The sequence below is a fragment of the Streptomyces zinciresistens K42 genome (genome assembly GCF_000225525.1).
Classification (GTDB): Bacteria; Actinomycetota; Actinomycetes; order Streptomycetales; family Streptomycetaceae; genus Streptomyces; species Streptomyces zinciresistens.
The window spans coordinates 1-16226 of record NZ_AGBF01000156.1 but is presented as its reverse complement, the minus strand read 5'-3'; the positions used below and the strand labels follow the sequence as shown (position 1 = coordinate 16226).

Below are 16226 nucleotides of genomic sequence, written 5' to 3'. Positions count from 1 at the left end.
GACGGGGCGTCCGATTCCGCCACCGGGCAGGGTGCCGCGGGCGGGGGCGCGACCACCGGGTCCGGCGGCGGCTCGGGCGCGGGCGCCGGTGGTGCGGCGCTCGCGCGGACCGCCGACATCCCCCGGGGCGGCGGCAAGGTGTTCAGTGACGAGAAGGTGGTCGTCTCCCAGCCGGCGGCCGGTGACTTCAAGGCGTACTCGACGATCTGCACCCACCAGAACTGCCCCATGACGGACCTGAAGGAGGACACCCTCTCCTGCGCCTGCCACGGGAGCCGGTTCTCGGTGCTCGACGGCAGCGTCAGGAAGGGGCCCGCCACCCGGCCGCTCGCCGCGAAGCAGATCACCGTGGCGGGCGACTCGATCACGTTGGCGTGACGGGGCGCGCGCCCTTGAGGCAGGCCAGCACCTCGTCCGTGGTCGCGACCGTGGCGACCCACGCGAGGGTGTGGCTGAGCACCGCGGAGGTGTACGCGGGGGGCACCCCGGCGACGGCGTCGCGGGGCACGACCACGGCGTAGCCCCGGTTCACGGCGTCGAAGACGGCGTTGGGGACGGCGACGTTGGCCGAGACACCGGTGACGACCAGGGTGCGGCAGCCGAGGTTGCGCAGCAGCGGGTCGACGTCGGTGCCCTGGATCGGGGACAGCCCGTGCAGCCGCCGGACCACGAGGTCGTCCTCGGTGACGCGGATCGGGGCCGCGACGCGCACCGCGCCGGTTCCGGCCAACTGCCGTACGGGAAGCCGTTCGGCGGCGCGGAACAGGCGGGCGTTGCGGTTGGCGCCGCGGCCGTCGGAGCGGCGTTCGGCGATGGCGTGGATCACCTGGACACCGCGCTCGTGGGCCGCGTCGACGAGCCGGGCGACGTTGTCGAGGGCCCCCGAGGAGCGGGCCTGCTCGGCGAGTTCGGGCAGGGCGCTGTCGGGGCCCACGACGCCCTGCTGGCACTCCACGGTGAGCAGGACGGTGGTCGCGGGGTCGAGCAGTTCGCTGAGGCGGGCGGACGGCGGCACGGGTCCCCCTGTCGGCTGCGGCGGCACGGAACGCCGGCGAGGGTAGCCGCTCTCGCACGAGGAAGGAAGCGGCAACGCCCTTGTGCGGAGCCACCGTTGCGCGGGAAGGACGGACGACTCATCCTTTTCTGACGTGATGTCAGAGGATCTCTCCTCTGGCACGACGTGAGAGAAGAGGGGGCCGTATGACCGCCACTCAGCGCCGGGGCCGCAAGATCATGATGACACCCGGGGAACTGGACGAGTTCCTGACCGAGCAGCGCACCTGCCGGGTCGCCACGGTCTCCGCCGACGGCTTCCCGCACGTCAGCGCGCTGTGGTTCGCCTGGGACGGCAGCGCGCTGTGGCTGTACTCGGTCGTGCGCAGCAAGCGCTGGACCGATCTGCGCCGCGATCCGCGGATCGCGGTCGTGGTCGACACGGGCGAGGACTACGAGCAGTTGCGCGGCGTCGAACTGTCCGGCACCGCCGAGTTCGTCGGGGAGGTCCCGCGCGTGGGCGACCTACGGGCCGAACTCGACGTCCCCGAGACGCTGTTCGCCCGCAAGAACTTCGGCCTCGACGAGATGCCGCACGACGGCAGGCACGCGTGGATCCGGCTGGCACCGGCGAAGGTCGTGTCGTGGGACTTCCGCAAGCTGGGGTCCGTCACCGGGTGACGGTGGGGGTGCGCGACGTCCGCGCCGGGCGGGGCGGCGGTGCGCCGGAGCGGTGGCGAGGCGAGCCCCGGCGGGGTGAGGCGTGGGGCCGTGTCCGCCGCACGGCGCCCGCCCCGGCGCCGGTCCGCCCCGGGATCGCACACCCCGGAACCGGCCGGTCCGCCGCCGCGCTCGCGGGCACCCCGGGGCCGGCGGCCCCGTCCCGGAAACCCGGCCGCCCCGGGGCTCAGGCCACCTTCTCCGCCGCGGATCGCAGCGCCCGGACCGCCGCGCGGATCGAGGGGCGGCGGTCGGCGTCCGTGCGCCACACCGCGTACACGTAGCGGTGGACGCGGCTGCGCACGGGGACGGCGCGCACGCCGAGCGGTATCGGGTCGCGGCCCAGCCGGGGCGCGACGCAGACGCCCAGACCGGCGGCGACCAGGGCGAGTTGGGTGTGGTGCTCCTCGGCGCGGTGGGTGATGCGCGGCTCGATGCCCTTGGTGCGCAGGGTGTAGAGCAGCCACTCGTGGCAGAACTCCCCCTCCGGCCAGGCCACCCACTCGTCGTCGGCGAAGTCCTCCAGGGCGACCTCGTCGCGGTCGGCCAGGGGGTGCCCCTCGGGCATGGCGATCTCCACGGGGTCGTCGAGGATCGCCGCCTTGGCCAGACCTTCCGGCATGGGCAGCGGCTTGTTGTACCAGTCGAGGACGACCGCGACGTCGGCGTCGCCGCGGATCACCGCCGAGACGCCGCCCTCCGGCTCCAGCTCCCGGGTGCTCAGACGCAGCGCCGGGTGCCCGGCGCGCAGTTCCGTGAGGGCGGCCGGGAACAGGCCCCGCAGCGCGGTGGGGAACGCGACGAGCCGCAACTCCCCGACGACCTGGCCGCGTTGCGCCTCCAGGTCGGACTGGGCCAGCTCGACCTGGGACAGGATGCGCGCCGCGTGCTCGGCGAGCAGCAGTCCGGCGTCGGTGAGCCGCACGCCGCGGCCGTGCCTGGCGAGGAGCTGCTGGCCGACCTCCCGCTCCAGCTTGGACATCTGCTGCGAGACGGCCGACGTGGTGATGTGCAGCCCCTCGGCGGCACCGCTGACCGAGCCGTGCCGGGCCAGGGCGTCGAGGGTGCGCAGGCGCTCCAGATTCAACATGTAAGCAATGCTACGAGATACGCGGTGCGAAATCTCGCTTGTACTACGAGATCATGTGCTCCATTCGTTGCCCGCATGACCACCGTCGCCGCCCCCGGCTCGCGGACCCCGGCCGCAGCCCCCGCCCACCCGTCGCCGTCGCGCCCCCGCCTGGACTGGCGGCTGCGGTTCGCCGTGCTCTCGCTCATCTGGGGCTTCAGCTTTCTGCTGATCAAGGTCGGCACCGAGGGGTACGCGCCGCTCCAGGTCACCCTGGGACGGCTCGGGTTCGGCACGGCGGTCCTGGCGGCCGCGATGGCGGTCAAGCGGCAGCGGCTGCCGCGCGGCCTGCGGACCTGGGGGCATCTGGCGGTCGCCGCGCTCCTGCTCAACGCGCTGCCGTTCGCACTGTTCGCCTACGCGGAGCTGACGATCCCGTCCACGCTGGCCGGGATCTGCAACGCGACCTCGCCCCTGTGGGGCATGGCGCTGTCGCTGGTGGCGCTCTCCGAGGACCGCCCGACGCGGATCAGGGTCGCCGGTCTCGGCATCGGCTTCCTCGGTGTGCTGACGGTGCTCGGCGCGTGGCAGGGCTTCGCCGGCCTGGACGCCGGCGGTACGGCGATGGCGCTGCTCGCCTCGCTGAGCTACCCGATCGGCTGGATCTACGTCCGCCGTACGCTGGCCGGGTCCGGTGAGTCGCATCTGTCGCTGACCGGGGCGCAGTTGCTGCTGGGCACGGTGCAACTGGCTCTTGTCACGCCGCTGTTCACGTCGATGCCCACGCGGTTCGCACCGCTCCCCCTGCTGGCGGTCGTGGCGCTGGGCGCGCTCGGCACGGGTCTCGCCGTCCTCCTCCAGTACGGCCTGGTCGCCGAAGTCGGGCCCACCACGGCCCAGATGGTCACGTACTTCATCCCGGTGATCGCCACGGCCGCGGGCGTCGCGGTGCTGGGCGAGTCCCTGGCCTGGTCGACCCCGGTGGGAGCGGTCGTCGTCCTGGCGGGCGCGGCGCTCACCCAGGTGAAGCGGGGCGGCTGAGACGCGGGCACCCGCACGCGGGGGATCGGGGACGGGGCCGCCGCGAACGGGGCCGGCCGAGGCGCGGTCGACCGCACGCGGGGGGACCGCGGCGCGAACCGCCGCGAACGGATTCGGCAGAGGCGCGGGCACCCGGACCCGGACCCGCCGAGGTGCGGCCCCGTCCCCGGTCCGGCGCGGCCCCCGTCCCCGGTCCGGCGCACCACCCGGACCGGCTGCGGCGCAGAGCGCGTACGAGACCCGGTGCGCACCCGGACCGGCTCAGGAGCGGCCCCCGCGCAGGCCCCGGCTCACCCTCGCGCGCGCTCGAACGTGAGGTGGGTGACCCCGCTGGGCGAGGGGGCGACCTCGACGTCGTAGTCCTTCTCCAGGCCCTCCAGCCCGTCCCAGAGGCGTACGCCGCGGCCGAGCAGGATCGGGACCACGACGACGTGCAGATGGTCGACGAGCCCGGCCGCGAGGAAGTCCCGGACCAGGGTGGGACCACCGCCGATCCGCACGTCCAGACCGCCGGCCGCCTCCCGGGCCCGCTCCAGCGCCTCGGCGGGCGGGGCGTCGAGGAAGTGGAACGTCGTACCGCCCTCCATCCCGATCGACGGGCGCGGGTGCCGGGTGAGGACGAAGACGGGCGTGTGGAAGGGCGGGTCGGACCCCCACCAGCCCCGCCACCGCGGGTCCTCGTGCCAGCCGGGGTGGCCGAACTTCCCGGCCCCCATGATCTCGGCGCCGATCCCCGGGCCGAACCGCCGCGCCAGGGCGTCGTCGACGCCGCCGGTCCCGCCCGGCTCGCCCCTGCTCTCGTGCCACCAGCGGGTGGCGAACATCCAGGTGTGCAGACGGTGACCGGCGTGGCCGAACGGCGCGTCGCGGCTCAGCCCCTCACCGGTGCCGTAGCCGTCGAGCGAGATCGCGAAGTTGTGGACGCGGGCGAGCGACATGACGGGGGTCTCCCTTCCTGCTGCCGGACACGACCCATGAAACAGCGCCCCGGGCGGCTGCGACACCGGAACCGGCGCTCACCGGGGCCCGGGGGCGCGGCCGGTTCCGCTACACGTAGCCGCGCGCCGGGGTCCGGTCGGCGGCGGCCGAGATCGCGGCCGCCAGCGGGGCCGTCTCGGCCGCGCCCAGCGTGGAGACGGTGACGCGGATGCCGGGAGGCGCGGTGGAGCGGAAACGCGCGCCGGGCGCGACCGCCCAGCCCGCGTGCAGCAGGCGGGAGACGGCCGCCGTCTCGTCGGGGACCGGGATCCACACGTTGAGCCCGCTGCGGCCGTGCGCCCGCACCCCGTGTCCGGCCAGCGCCCGCAGCAGGCCGTCCCGCCGTTCGCCGTACGTCGCCGCCACCGCCTCCGCGTCGTGCCCGCCGTCGGTCCACAGCCGCACCACGGCCCGCTGGAGCAGCCGGCTGACCCAGCCCGCCCCGAGCCGCTGCCTGCCGCGCACCCGGTCCATGGTGATCTCGTCGCCGGTGAGCACGGCGAGCCGCAGGTCCGGCCCGTACGCCTTGGCGACCGACCGGACCAGCGCCCAGCTGCGGGTGGTCCCGGCCAGCGGACGCAGGGGCAGGTCGACGATGCCGTGCCCGTGGTCGTCCTCGACGAGCAGGACCTCGGGGTGCTCGCGCAGCACCGTGCGCAGGGCACGCGCACGCGTGGCGGTCACCACCGCGCCGGTGGGGTTCTGTGCCCGGTCGGTGACGATCAGGGCGCGCGCCCCGGCGCGCAGGGCGCGGCGGACGTCGTCGGGCAGCGGCCCCTCGTCGTCGACGCCGACGGCGACGGTGCGCAGCCCGAGCGCCGGGACGAGGTCGAGCAGGCTGCCCCAGCCGGGGTCCTCGACCGCCACCGTGTCCCCGGGCCTGAGGTGGGCGGTGAGCACCCGCTCGATGGCGTCCAGCGATCCCGACGCCACGGCGAGAGGCCCGTGCGGCACGCCGTCGGCGTCCAGTCCGGCGCGCGCGATGCGGGCGAGCTCCGGTTCCACCGGGTCGTCGCCGTACAGCACCGGCTCGCGGTCGCTCTGTGCGGCCGCCGCCGCGAACGCCCCGGCGAGCGACGGCAGCAGGGCCGGGTCGGGGTTGCCGCTCGCCATGTCGCGCGCGCCCTCGGGCACGTCGAGGCGGACGTGGTCGCGCCCGGTGGTGGCCGGCCGCGGCCGCACCCGGCTCCCCCGGCGGCCGTCGGTCTCGATCACTCCGCGCTCCCGCAGGGTGCGGTAGGCGGCGGCGACCGTATGGGGGTTCACGCCCAGTTCGACCGCCAACTCCCTCATCGGCGGCAGGAGTTGACCTGGCTCCAGCTCTCCGCCGCCCACCGCGCGCTCCACGTCGGCCGCGATCTCGGCTGCGCGCCGCCCCTCGATCCGATATCCTCCTAGCACAAAGCAGATTATGCACTAGCGCAATGGAGAACGCAATGCAGGCGACCCAGCAGCCGGCCCCGCGGCCCGGCGCCTACACGCCGACCGGCCGCACGGTCCCCACCCGCTCCGCGGACCGCGCGTCGTACGACAGGGAGCTGGTGCACGCGATACTCGACGAGGCGTACGTCTGCCACCTCGGCTTCGTCCGGGACGGCGCGCCGGTCGTACTGCCGACGCTGTTCGCGCGGGTGGGCGAGACCCTCTACGTCCACGGCTCGACCGGCTCGCGTCCGCTGCGCATGACCGGGAAGGCCGACCCGGGGCTCCCGGTCTGCCTCACCGTGACGCACGTGGACGCCCTGGTCCTCGCCCGCTCCGCGTTCCACCACTCCGTCAACTACCGGTCCGCGGTGGTGCACGGCGTCGCGTACGACGTGACGGACCCCGAGGAGAAGCGCACCGCCCTGGACGCGCTGGTGGACCACGTCGTGCCGGGCCGGTCCGCCGACTCGCGCCCCGCCGACAAGAAGGAGCTCGCCGCCACCGCCGTGATCCGGCTGGACCTCGGCGAGGTCTCCGCCAAGCTCCGCACCGGCGGCGTCAACGACGAGCCGGAGGACCTGGCCCTCCCCCACTGGGCGGGCGTCGTCCCCCTGCGCAAGGGCTACGGCACCCCCGTCGGCGACCCCGGACTGGCGCCCGGCACCGCGCTGCCCGGATACCTCGGCGCCCTGTGACACCGGGCGCGGTCCGGGCGGACGCCGCGAGCCTCCGCCAGACCCTCCCGGCCACCGCACTAGACCGCGTTCTCGCGGGCGGAGGGCTCGCGTTCCGGACCTCCGCTCGCCACCGGTTCGAGGGAGGTCCTGGCGGGGGCGGACGACTGCGCGATGAAGGCGCCGGCCAGGACGACCACGCCGCCGACGATCTGCGGGGCCGCCAGGCGCTCGCCGAGCAGGAACCAGGCGAGGACGGTCGCGATGACCGCCTCCAGGCACGCCACCACACCGGCGACCTGGGGCGAGAGCCGGCGTACCGAGACCACGCCGGTGACGTACGCGATCACCGTGGCGACCAGGACGATCCAGGACAGCAGCAGGAAGGCCGCGACCGGGGTGCCGTTCATGTCGGTGCTGCCCGCGAGCAGCGACCAGTCCATGTTCCAGGGGCGGGAGACGACGGTCAGGACGGCGGCGCCGACCAGCAGCCCGTAGGCGATGACGCCGAGCGGGTCCGGGGCCCCCTCGCCGGAGTCGCTGCCCTGGTCGGACAGGACGAAGTAGCCGACCTGGCAGCAGGCCGCGCCGAGCGCGAGCAGCAGCCCGAGGGCGTCGAAGCGCAGGCCCGCCCAGACCTCGACGACGGAGGCGAGCCCGCCGACCGCGAGGACGACGCCGAGGGCCGCCGCCGGCGTGACCGGCCTGCGCTGCACGAACCGCACCCAGCCGAGGACGAGCGCCGGGGCGAGGTACTCCACCAGCAGCGCGACGCCGACCGGGATGCGGGATATGGAGGCGAAGTAGAACGCCTGCACACCGGCCACACCGAGCAGTCCGAACCCGGCGAGCAGCGCGGGACGCGTGCGCAGCAGCGCGCGGTGCCGCACCGCGAGCGGCAGCATCACGAGGGCGGCGCCGGCCACCCGCAGCCAGACGACGTGGAGCGGGGCAAGGCCCGCCTCGATCAGCGGCTTCGCCGCGACTCCGGAGCCTCCGAAGGCGATCGCGGAAACGATCGCGAGACCGAGCCCGACACCCCTGCCGTGGCCCGCACGACTGCTTTCTGACATACGCACCGGCACATGATGACAGGCGACGACATGAGCGTCACCCCCGGTGACACCTGTCTCGCCGTACGGACGGGCCGCCGGGCGCGCGACCGGTCCGCGCGGCGGGCTCAGCGAACGTTGTCATCGCCCGCGGCGTACGCACCGCCCCGGCGTCCCGCGCTCCCCGCACCCGGTACGTACGTGTCACGGCCCCCCTGGCCGTACGCGCCACGGCTCCCCCGCAGCGCGCCGCCGGGGCCGTACGCGTCATGACTCCCGTGGACCGCGCCACTTAGGTCGGGCAGGTCGCGGTCCCCCGGGAGCGCGCTCGCGGCGTCGTAAGCCTCCGCGCCGTCCTCGATCCCGGTGCTCAGCGCCTGTGCGTCGATGCCGGCGCGGGCCAGCACCTCGACCGCGCGGGCCTGCGGGTCGGCGGTGATGGCGGCGAGCAGGTCGATGCCGCGGGCCTGGGAGTCGCCGCGCCGGGCGGCCCGCAGACAGGTGTCCCGCATCGCGGCCGCGGCCAGCGGCGAGAAGCCCTCGCCGCCCGTCACGACGGGTACGGCGCCCGAGTCCTCGACCGCGCCCTGCCAGCGCAGCCCGTAGCCGATGCTGCGCTGCACGAGGTAGCCGAGCAGCCGGGCCATGTGCGGCCCCTCGCCGAAGGCGGCGTAGACGTCCGGGTCGTGCTCCAGCAGGGAGTGCAGCAGATGGGCGCTGTCGATCTGCCGGTCCCCGTCCCGCAGCGCCCGGCGGCGGGCACCCGTGACGACCGCCGCCAGTTCGTCGCTGATCCTGGCCGCGTCCGGCACGGCACCCGGGCAGGGGCCGTCCTGCTCCTGGGCCGGCCGGCGGGGGATACGGGGTTGCACATCCCCCACCCCATCAACCTCGGCGCTTCGGGACATCCCCGGCGGGAAGCATCTTCACGTCCCACGCAGAGTGGACCGGGACGGCCGGAATCTCCTCCTTGCGGATGAGATCACGCCGAACGACCCTGACAGGCGCGCGCCGCCTTGCCGTGCGCCCCGAGCACGGCCAGGGTGCGCCTGCGCACCTCCCCAGGTCCCGAGGGAGTCCCGCAGGAGTCCCGCAGGAGTCCCGCAGGAGCATCATTTCTGACGGTTCATCAGTATTGAATGTTCCACCCCTCGCGGCTACCTTCCGCGACACCGGAGCCCGAGCCGAAGGGGTGGTCGCATGGCCGAAGTCAGCGCGGAGTCACGCATCGAGGCGCCGGCCGGGAAGATCTGGGCGCGGCTGACCGACTGGTCGTCGTACGGCGAGTGGAACGCGACCCACACCGGCTTCCCGGCCGGCGGTCCGGCGACGCTCGAAGTCGGCGGAACCTTTCAGGAGAACCTGAAGCTGATGGGGTTCCCGGCCGAGGTCGAGTGGACCGTCGAGGAACTGGAACCGGCGCGGGTGCTCGCCATCCGCGGCAAGGGGCCGATGGCGGTGAACGTGACCACGCGCTACACCCTCACCCCGGACGGCGACGGGGCCGCGGTGCTGCGGATCGACGGCGGGTTCACCGGTGCGGCGGTGTCGCTGATGGCGGGAAGACTGAGGGACTCGGCCACGGCGGCCCTCGACGAGTCGCTGCGCAGGCTGGCGGGGCTGGTGACCTGAGCGCCCCGCCCGAGCAGACGCGAAGGCGCCCCGCGGAACGGGTCCGCGGGGCGCCTTCGGTCACGGCGGGTGCGCCGGTGCGGGTCAGTCCTCGTCGGCGAGGATCAGGTACAGCTTCTTGCGGGCGTCGTTGATGACGGTCAGCGCCTTCTCGCGCTGCTCCTTGCTGCCCGTCTTCCAGACCTGGCCGAAAGCCTCCATGAGGCCGAAGCCGGCCTGGCGGATCTCACCGAGGGCCTCCCAGTCGACGCCGCGGGAGGCTTCCTCCCAGGGCGCCTCGGGCCCCTCCTGCGCGGCCTCGCGCCCGGCCTCCGTGAGCGAGAACAGCTTCTTGCCGCCCTCGCTCTCGCTGACGATCAGGCCCTCGTCCTCCAGCAGTTGGAGGGTCGGGTACACCGAGCCGGGGCTGGGCTTCCACGCCCCGCCGCTGCGCTCGGCGATCTCCTGGATCATCTCGTAGCCGTGCATCGGCCGGTCCTTCAGCAGGGCGAGGATCGAGGCCCGTACGTCACCGCGCCGCGCCCTCCCCCGAGGCCCGCCCCGGCCCCTGGGCCCCCAGGGCCCTGGACCGAATCCCGGCCCCCCGAAACCGCCGGGGCCGCCGCCGGGACCGAACGGCCCGAAGGCCGCGCGCATCTGCTCGAAGCCGCCTCGCCCGTGGTGCCCGTGCCCACCGTGTCCACGCTCGTATCCGTGGGAACGCATCGCCATCACTCCATTCCATCGTTGATCTGTCGCGATGCCTCAACGATATATCGGAACTGTTCGGACGGCAACAGCCCGCCCGACGGGCGGCTGATGTCCTGCCTACGCCGACCTGGCCCCTGTCTCAGGTGATCTGGTCCGGTTCGCTCGTCGTCTCAGGCGGCCTGGCCCGTTGACGCTGCTCATGCCACGCGAGACCTCGACCCGCACGCCGCGGAACCCCGGGATTTCAGTGAACGGGACACGCCAATATGGTGTGCCGATGACGTCGATCAAGAAGTTCCAAGTCACCTTCGACTGCGCAGAACCTGAGCGCCTCGCCCGTTTCTGGTGCGAGGTGTTGGGGTACGTCATACCGCCGCCGCCAGAGGGGTTCGCCACCTGGGACGACTTCAGGGGCTCGCAGGCACCTGAGCAGCGGGATTCATGGTTTGCCTGCATTGATCCCTCAGGTGTGGGCCCGCGGCTGTACTTCCAGCGCGTCCCTGAGGGGAAGGCCGTCAAGAACCGGGTTCATCTTGATGTGCGGGTCGGCACCGGACTCGTGGGGGAAGAGCGCCTCGCCGCACTTGAGGCCGAATGCGCACGGTTGGTCCCGCTTGGCGCGGTACACGTGCAGACGCTGTATGACGGCAACGATGCGTGCATCCCGATGCTTGACATCGAGGGCAACGAGTTCTGCATCGACTGAGGGCTGTGAACGTGTCCCCGCACGAGAGGACCTGGTTTGTGGTCTCAAGTGATCTGGTTCTCGTGGTGTACGGAACGGGTGGTTGCTCGATGGGGTGACGCCTCGTGACTCCGGGGCATGGCTTCGCACCGGGTGGCCGACGCTGGCAGCGAGGGCGTCGGGGAGGTGGCCGTGAGCGAGCCGGTGAGGTCGGGATCCGCATGGGAGTACGCGTCGGACGTGCAGGTGGGTTTCGTCGGCGTCGACGGGGTCGGACGGCTGGGGTCACTGGCCCGCTGCTGGGACGAGCCCTTCGAGCGTGCAGCCCCGGTCCGGAAGTTCATCTCGTTCAAGGGGCAGAAGAACTTCACGGGTGAGTACTGGGCGGCGTCCTCGCGTGACCTGGTGGGTTACGAGTCGTGGGTCGAGCGGGATGCCGCGATGGCCCTGGACTTCGACCCTTCGGTGGTGGCCTTGGCCTCGCAGCCGTTCTGCCTGTCCTGGTGGGACGGCGAACGGGATCGTCAGCACACTCCGGACTACTTCGCACGGCTGGCCGACGGCACCGGCGTGGTGGTCGATGTCCGGCCGGAGGGTCTCGTCGACGAGGAGGCCGCCGAGGTCTTCGCGTTCACCACGGAGGTCTGCGCAACGGTGGGGTGGGGGTTTCGGCTGGTAGGAGATTTGGATCAGACGTTCCGGACGAACTTGCGTTGGCTGGCGCGCTATCGCCACCTGCGCTGTCACCGGGCCTCGGTGGCGGATGCCTTGCGGGAGGTGTTCGCCGAGCCTCAGTTGCTGTTCACCGGTGCTGACCGGGTCGGGGACAAGTACGCGGTGCTGCCGGCGCTCTACCACCTGCTCTGGCGGCACGAGCTGACGGCTGATCTGGTCTCAGCTCCGCTGGACGGCGGGACGGTCGTCAGCCTGGCGGCGGGGAGGGCATCGTGAGGTCTGCGCGTCCAGGACGGTTGCGGCTGGGTGATCGGGTCAGGTTCGAGAAGAGTACGTACACGGTCGTCGCGCTCACCGGGATGCGGGTCCGTCTGGCCGACGTCCATGGCACGGGCATGCTCGTCGACCAGGTTCATCTCCAAGGGGCTGAGGACTTCTCCGTCCTGGGCACCGCAGAGCGGGCCACGCTGGGCTCGGCCGCGCTGCTGGACCATCTCCCGGAGGAGGCCGCGAAGCGGGCGTTGTGGTGGCAGCACCACTTGATCGAGATCCTGACCGGGCTGCCGCCGGATGCTCCGGCGGGGGCTCTGCCCCGGCCGGAATACGATCCGGCCCGCCGGTCGCTGGCGGAACGTGAGCGGGCGAAGGCCGCGGAACTGGCCGCGCGGGGCGAGGAGGTCAGTGCGCGGACGGTCAAGCGCAAGCGCCAGCGTTACGAGGCCGGCGGTGTCGCCGCGGTGGCCGACCGTCGCCTCGCGCCGCACGCGTCGCTGCTGGGCCGGGCTGATCCTCGGGTGGTGGCGGCGATGCGTCAGGCCATCGCCGAGAGCGTCCCGGCGTCCACTCGCACGATCGAGTACGCGCGTTGGCGGACCGGCCGCGTCCTGGCCGCCGAGCACGGCGAGGACGTGGTGGAGATGCCGTCGCGGGCGACGTTCTACCGGCTGTTCGCGAAGCTGTCCGGCGGCGTCCCGGTGACCGGGTCGGCCCGCACCCGTCAGTCTCTGGCCAACCAGCCGGAGGGGCCGTTCCGTTACGAGCAGGTCGCGGCGCCGGGCGAGTTGATGCAGATCGACTCCACCCCGCTGGACGTGCTGGTGCGGCTGGATGAGGGGGTGCCCGGCAGGGTTGAGCTCTGCGGTCTCGTCGATGTCGCGACCCGCACCATCGCCGCGGCGGTCGTGCGGCCGACCACCAAGTCGGTGGACGCCTCGCTGCTGCTGGCCCGTGCTCTGACGCCGGAGCCGATGCGGCCGGGCTGGTCGGACGCGCTGAAGATGTCCCGTTCGGTCCTGCCGCATCGCAGGCTGCTGTCCTTGGACGAGCGGTTGGAGCACGCGGCGGCTCGGCCGGTGATCATCCCGGAGACCATCGTCTGTGACCGGGGCAAGGCGTTCATCTCGGAGAACTTCCGGGCCGCCTGCCGGACTCTGGAGATCAATTTCCAGCCCTGCCACCCACGCTCGCCTGCGGAGAAGCCTCACATCGAGCGGACGCTCGAATCGGTGGCCACGATGTTCTGCCAGTTCCTCCCGGGCTATCTGGGCCGCACGGCCGAGCATCGCGGGCGGAACGTCGAGGACGAGCCGTTGTGGTCGATGCTGGAGATCCAGGAGCTTCTGGACGAATGGCTCATAGCGAAGTGGCAGAACAGGCCGCACGACGGGCTCCGGGACCCTGGCAGTCCTGGCCGCACTTTCACACCGAACCAGAAGTACGCCAGCCTGCTCGAGAGCGCTGGCTACGTTCCCTTGGCTCTGACCGGGGACGACTACGTCGAGTTGCTGCCCGGGACCTGGCGGGCCGTCAACTCCTACGGCATCAAGATCAGCCACCGGATCTACGACTGCGCGGACCTGGGCCCCTTCCGGCGCCAGCCCTCCGGGGTCGTCCGCAAGAAGAACTTGTGGGAGATCCACCGTGACCCCTACGACGCCAACTGGATCTGGGTCCGCAACCACTGGGAGGGCGGTTGGATCCCGGTCCCCTGGAAGCATCTCGGCACCGTCCCGCAGCCGTTCGGGGATCTGGCCTGGGACCATGCCGCGGCCGACCTGCGTCAGCAGGGTGAGAGCGATCCCACCGAGGAACAGATCGCTCAAGCCGTGTCCGAGCTTCTGATCAGGGCCAACCAGGGCCCTGAGGGCGGCGGGAAGAAGCGGCCTTCCCGGCGCGACCGGAGAGTCGCCGCCCGGACGAAGGCCGGCGCCGAAGGCAACGGACCTCGGCCGCCGAAGCCCGAACCGGTGCCGGCCGAGACGGATGTCCCGCTGCCTCACGACGACGAGGAAGCAGACGACACGCAGGACGAGCCGGTCGCGAAGGTCATTCCGCTCGGCGTCTTCGACCCCTTCAAGGAGGCGGACAAGCGATGGTGACCGCAGCCGGGCCCGCGTTCGGGCAGTAGCAGCCATCCGGCCGGCAGGCCGGATGGCGACAGGTCCTGGACCAGGACGAACTTCACCGCTACCTCACCACCCTGGAGGGCTGGCGGGAGTTCACCACTCAAGATCCAGCCCCGCCGGATCTGCTGCCCGCCGACGTCTTGGCCCAACTGGGGCCGGACGAGCGCCAGGACTACGACGAAGCCCGCCTCGACTACCACACCAGAATGACGGTGGCTGCGACATCCACCTTGCGGACCGTCGTCCACACCGGTCGGCGGTTGACCCTGCTCAACCGTCACGCGATCAGCGCCCGCCGGGGCCTGATCCTGTCCGGCCCGGCCGGCACCGGCAAGACCACCGCCCTCACTCAGTTCGGCAAGACCATCGAAGCCATCGACCGGCGTCAGCACCCCGGCGTCGGCGGCCGCATCCCCGTTGTCTATGTCACCGTCCCGCCCGCCGCGACCTCGCGCATGCTGGCCGTGGAGTTCGCCCGCTTCCTCGGCCTGCCCGTCACCGTCCGAGCCAACATCACCGACGTCATCGAGGCTGTCTGCGGGGTCCTGATCGACGCGCGGGTCACCGTCGTCTGCGTCGACGAACTGCACAATCTCTCCCTCGCGACCCGCAGCGGGGCCGAGGTCTCCGACACCCTGAAGTACTTCTCCGAGCGCATCCCGGCCACCTTCGTCTATGCCGGAGTCGACCTGGAGGCGAAGGGGCTGTTCAACGGCACCCGGGGACGGCAGATCGCGGGCCGGTTCGGAGTCATCGAGACCGTCGCGTTTCCCCGGACCGAGGAGTGGACCGGCCTGGTCACCACCCTGGAAGAAGCTCTGCGGCTGCACCATCACCGGCCGGGAACCCTGGAAGGGCTGGCCCGCTACCTCCACGACCGCACCGGCGGCATGAACGGCTCGCTGTCCCACCTCATCCGCGGGGCCGCCCTCGACGCGATCCTGGACGGCACAGAGAAGATCACCCGCAAGTCCCTGCAGAACGTGAAACTCGACCGCGCGGCCGAGACCCGGAAGTCCAAACCGGCCTCATGAGCATCGTCGAGAGCGGCGTGATCAGCGGGAACATCCGCCTGTTGCCCGTCCAGGTCCGCCCACGTGCCGGCGAAGGAGTCCGGTCGTTCATCGTCCGCCTCGCCCACGCCAACCATCTGATTCCGGGCCATCTGCGGGTGTTTCTCTGCGAACCGCCCGGTCATCAAAACATCCCGAGTTGGTCGCGGCTGGCGGCCGTCACGGGCCGCGATCCGGACTTCCTGCGGATCACGCTGGAAACCCGGCACTGTCTGGAGTGCGGGGCCGCCATGCCGCCCCTCGGCATCCTCGGACGTCAAGCTCTGCGTTGTTCGCAGGCTTGCCGCCAGAAGGCATACCGCAGACGCCACCCGCTCAGCGAGTGGCTGCGAGTCCCCTGCAGGCAGTGCGGCGAGATCATGCGGATCCGGCCCGGCCGGCGCCGTCACCTGTGTTCATCGCGCTGCCGTCGGGACGCCTATCTCGAACGTCAGCGACGTCGCCAAGAACGATCCGCCCAAACTGGGGAAACCGAACCACCCCTGTGTCCCATCTGTGAGCGGCCTCTGCCGCCCGGCAGGCCCTCTTCGAGACGGCGAACGTGTTCTCAGCCGTGTCGTCAGCGGGCATACCGCTGGCGAAGTGCACCACCGCCTCACCCAGTTCCGCCCCCGGCTGACGCACCAGAATCGCCGTCCCCGCCCCCATCACCACGGCTCTGCGAGGTCTGCTCGGCACCACTGCCTCTCGGCCCCAACCAGGCACAGCTGTCGCCGTTCCGTGAACCGTGACCCCCTATCGGTCGATGAAAAGTGACCCCTTCCGTGATCAAGTGATCAGTCTGGCTCCATGGGAGTCAGGTGGAAGAGGTGATCGGTGTGGAGGACTGGGCTGAGATCCGGCGGCTCCACCGTGCGGAGGGAATGTCGATCAAGGGGATCGCGCGGCATCTGGGGATCGCCCGGAACACCGTGCGGCGGGCCGTGGCCAGCGACGATCCGCCGAAGTACCGGCGGGCGCCGAAGGGCTCGATCGTGGACGCGGTGGAGCCGGCGATCCGCGAACTGCTGGCGAAGTACCCGCGGATGCCCGCCACGGTGATCGCCGAGCGGATCGGGTGGGAACGGTCGTTGTCGGTGCTGAAGCGGCGGGTGCGGGAACTGCGGCCGGTCTA

16 protein-coding genes and 1 pseudogene are annotated in these 16226 nt (G+C 72.2%); 10 read left to right on the top strand and 7 right to left on the bottom strand.

The features are described from left to right. Positions 1-378 (top strand): Rieske (2Fe-2S) protein (locus SZN_RS28340; protein WP_007501716.1); only part of this gene is annotated, 378 nt, incomplete at its 5' end. Here the strand turns inward: SZN_RS28340 and SZN_RS28335 are convergent. After that, positions 365-1015: a cysteine hydrolase family protein gene (locus SZN_RS28335; protein WP_007501715.1), complete on the bottom strand. Its 651-nt coding sequence runs from the start codon at positions 1013-1015 to the stop codon at positions 365-367. The two genes, SZN_RS28340 and SZN_RS28335, sit on opposite strands and share 14 nt — an antisense overlap. A gap of 185 nt (positions 1016-1200) precedes the next feature. Between SZN_RS28335 and SZN_RS28330 the strand changes: the two genes are divergently transcribed. After that, positions 1201-1674, top strand: a complete 474-nt coding sequence (locus tag SZN_RS28330) for a pyridoxamine 5'-phosphate oxidase family protein (protein ID WP_007501713.1) — start codon at positions 1201-1203, stop codon at positions 1672-1674. A 226-nt stretch (positions 1675-1900) separates the two neighbouring features. Here the strand turns inward: SZN_RS28330 and SZN_RS28325 are convergent, their stop codons facing one another. After that, positions 1901-2803, bottom strand: coding sequence for a LysR family transcriptional regulator (locus SZN_RS28325; protein ID WP_007501710.1), 903 nt, complete (start codon positions 2801-2803; stop codon positions 1901-1903). A 75-nt stretch (positions 2804-2878) separates the two neighbouring features. Here SZN_RS28325 and SZN_RS28320 point away from each other — a divergent pair, with 75 nt between their 5' ends. Continuing rightward, on the top strand, positions 2879-3823 hold the full coding sequence (locus SZN_RS28320; protein ID WP_007501708.1) for a DMT family transporter: 945 nt from the start codon (positions 2879-2881) through the stop codon (positions 3821-3823). 290 nt (positions 3824-4113) lie between these two features. On the opposite strand, the gene SZN_RS28315 is transcribed toward SZN_RS28320, so the two are convergent. Both SZN_RS28315 and SZN_RS28310 read right to left on the bottom strand, forming a co-directional pair. Next, positions 4114-4761, bottom strand: a complete 648-nt coding sequence (locus SZN_RS28315) for a dihydrofolate reductase family protein (RefSeq protein ID WP_007501706.1) — start codon at positions 4759-4761, stop codon at positions 4114-4116. A 109-nt stretch (positions 4762-4870) separates the two neighbouring features. Beyond that, complete coding sequence (locus SZN_RS28310; protein ID WP_043733622.1) at positions 4871-6202, bottom strand: aminotransferase class I/II-fold pyridoxal phosphate-dependent enzyme; 1332 nt, start codon at positions 6200-6202, stop codon at positions 4871-4873. Positions 6203-6237: 35 nt separating this feature from the next. On the opposite strand from SZN_RS28310, the gene SZN_RS28305 reads away from it, so the two are divergent. Next, positions 6238-6921, top strand: a complete 684-nt coding sequence (locus SZN_RS28305; protein WP_007501702.1) for a pyridoxamine 5'-phosphate oxidase family protein — start codon at positions 6238-6240, stop codon at positions 6919-6921. Positions 6922-6980: 59 nt separating this feature from the next. Here the strand turns inward: SZN_RS28305 and SZN_RS28300 are convergent, their stop codons facing one another. Both SZN_RS28300 and SZN_RS41025 read right to left on the bottom strand, forming a co-directional pair. Further along, positions 6981-7985, bottom strand: a complete 1005-nt coding sequence (locus SZN_RS28300) for an EamA family transporter (protein ID WP_043733618.1) — start codon at positions 7983-7985, stop codon at positions 6981-6983. A 320-nt stretch (positions 7986-8305) separates the two neighbouring features. After that, positions 8306-8824, bottom strand: a pseudogene (locus SZN_RS41025) (Clp protease N-terminal domain-containing protein); the annotation flags it as partial. A gap of 328 nt (positions 8825-9152) precedes the next feature. Here SZN_RS41025 and SZN_RS28290 point away from each other — a divergent pair. Then, on the top strand, positions 9153-9584 hold the full coding sequence (locus SZN_RS28290) for a type II toxin-antitoxin system Rv0910 family toxin (protein ID WP_007501696.1): 432 nt from the start codon (positions 9153-9155) through the stop codon (positions 9582-9584). 84 nt (positions 9585-9668) lie between these two features. Here SZN_RS28290 and SZN_RS39125 read toward each other — a convergent pair whose 3' ends face one another. Beyond that, a complete protein-coding gene (locus SZN_RS39125; protein ID WP_078508985.1) occupies positions 9669-10289 on the bottom strand; it encodes a PadR family transcriptional regulator in 621 nt (206 codons plus the stop codon). Positions 10290-10551: 262 nt separating this feature from the next. On the opposite strand from SZN_RS39125, the gene SZN_RS28280 reads away from it, so the two are divergent. From SZN_RS28280 to SZN_RS28260, 5 genes are all read left to right on the top strand, one after another. Next, positions 10552-10980, top strand: coding sequence for a VOC family protein (locus SZN_RS28280; protein ID WP_007501692.1), 429 nt, complete (start codon positions 10552-10554; stop codon positions 10978-10980). Positions 10981-11151: 171 nt separating this feature from the next. Next, a complete protein-coding gene (locus SZN_RS28275; protein ID WP_043733624.1) occupies positions 11152-11910 on the top strand; it encodes a TnsA-like heteromeric transposase endonuclease subunit in 759 nt (252 codons plus the stop codon). A 20-nt stretch (positions 11911-11930) separates the two neighbouring features. Continuing rightward, a complete protein-coding gene (locus tag SZN_RS28270) occupies positions 11931-14012 on the top strand; it encodes a transposase (protein ID WP_007501688.1) in 2082 nt (693 codons plus the stop codon). A gap of 167 nt (positions 14013-14179) precedes the next feature. Beyond that, positions 14180-15073: a TniB family NTP-binding protein gene (locus tag SZN_RS28265; protein ID WP_007501685.1), complete on the top strand. Its 894-nt coding sequence runs from the start codon at positions 14180-14182 to the stop codon at positions 15071-15073. A gap of 848 nt (positions 15074-15921) precedes the next feature. Further along, a partial coding sequence (locus SZN_RS28260) for an IS21 family transposase (protein WP_007495884.1) occupies positions 15922-16226 on the top strand: 305 nt, incomplete at its 3' end.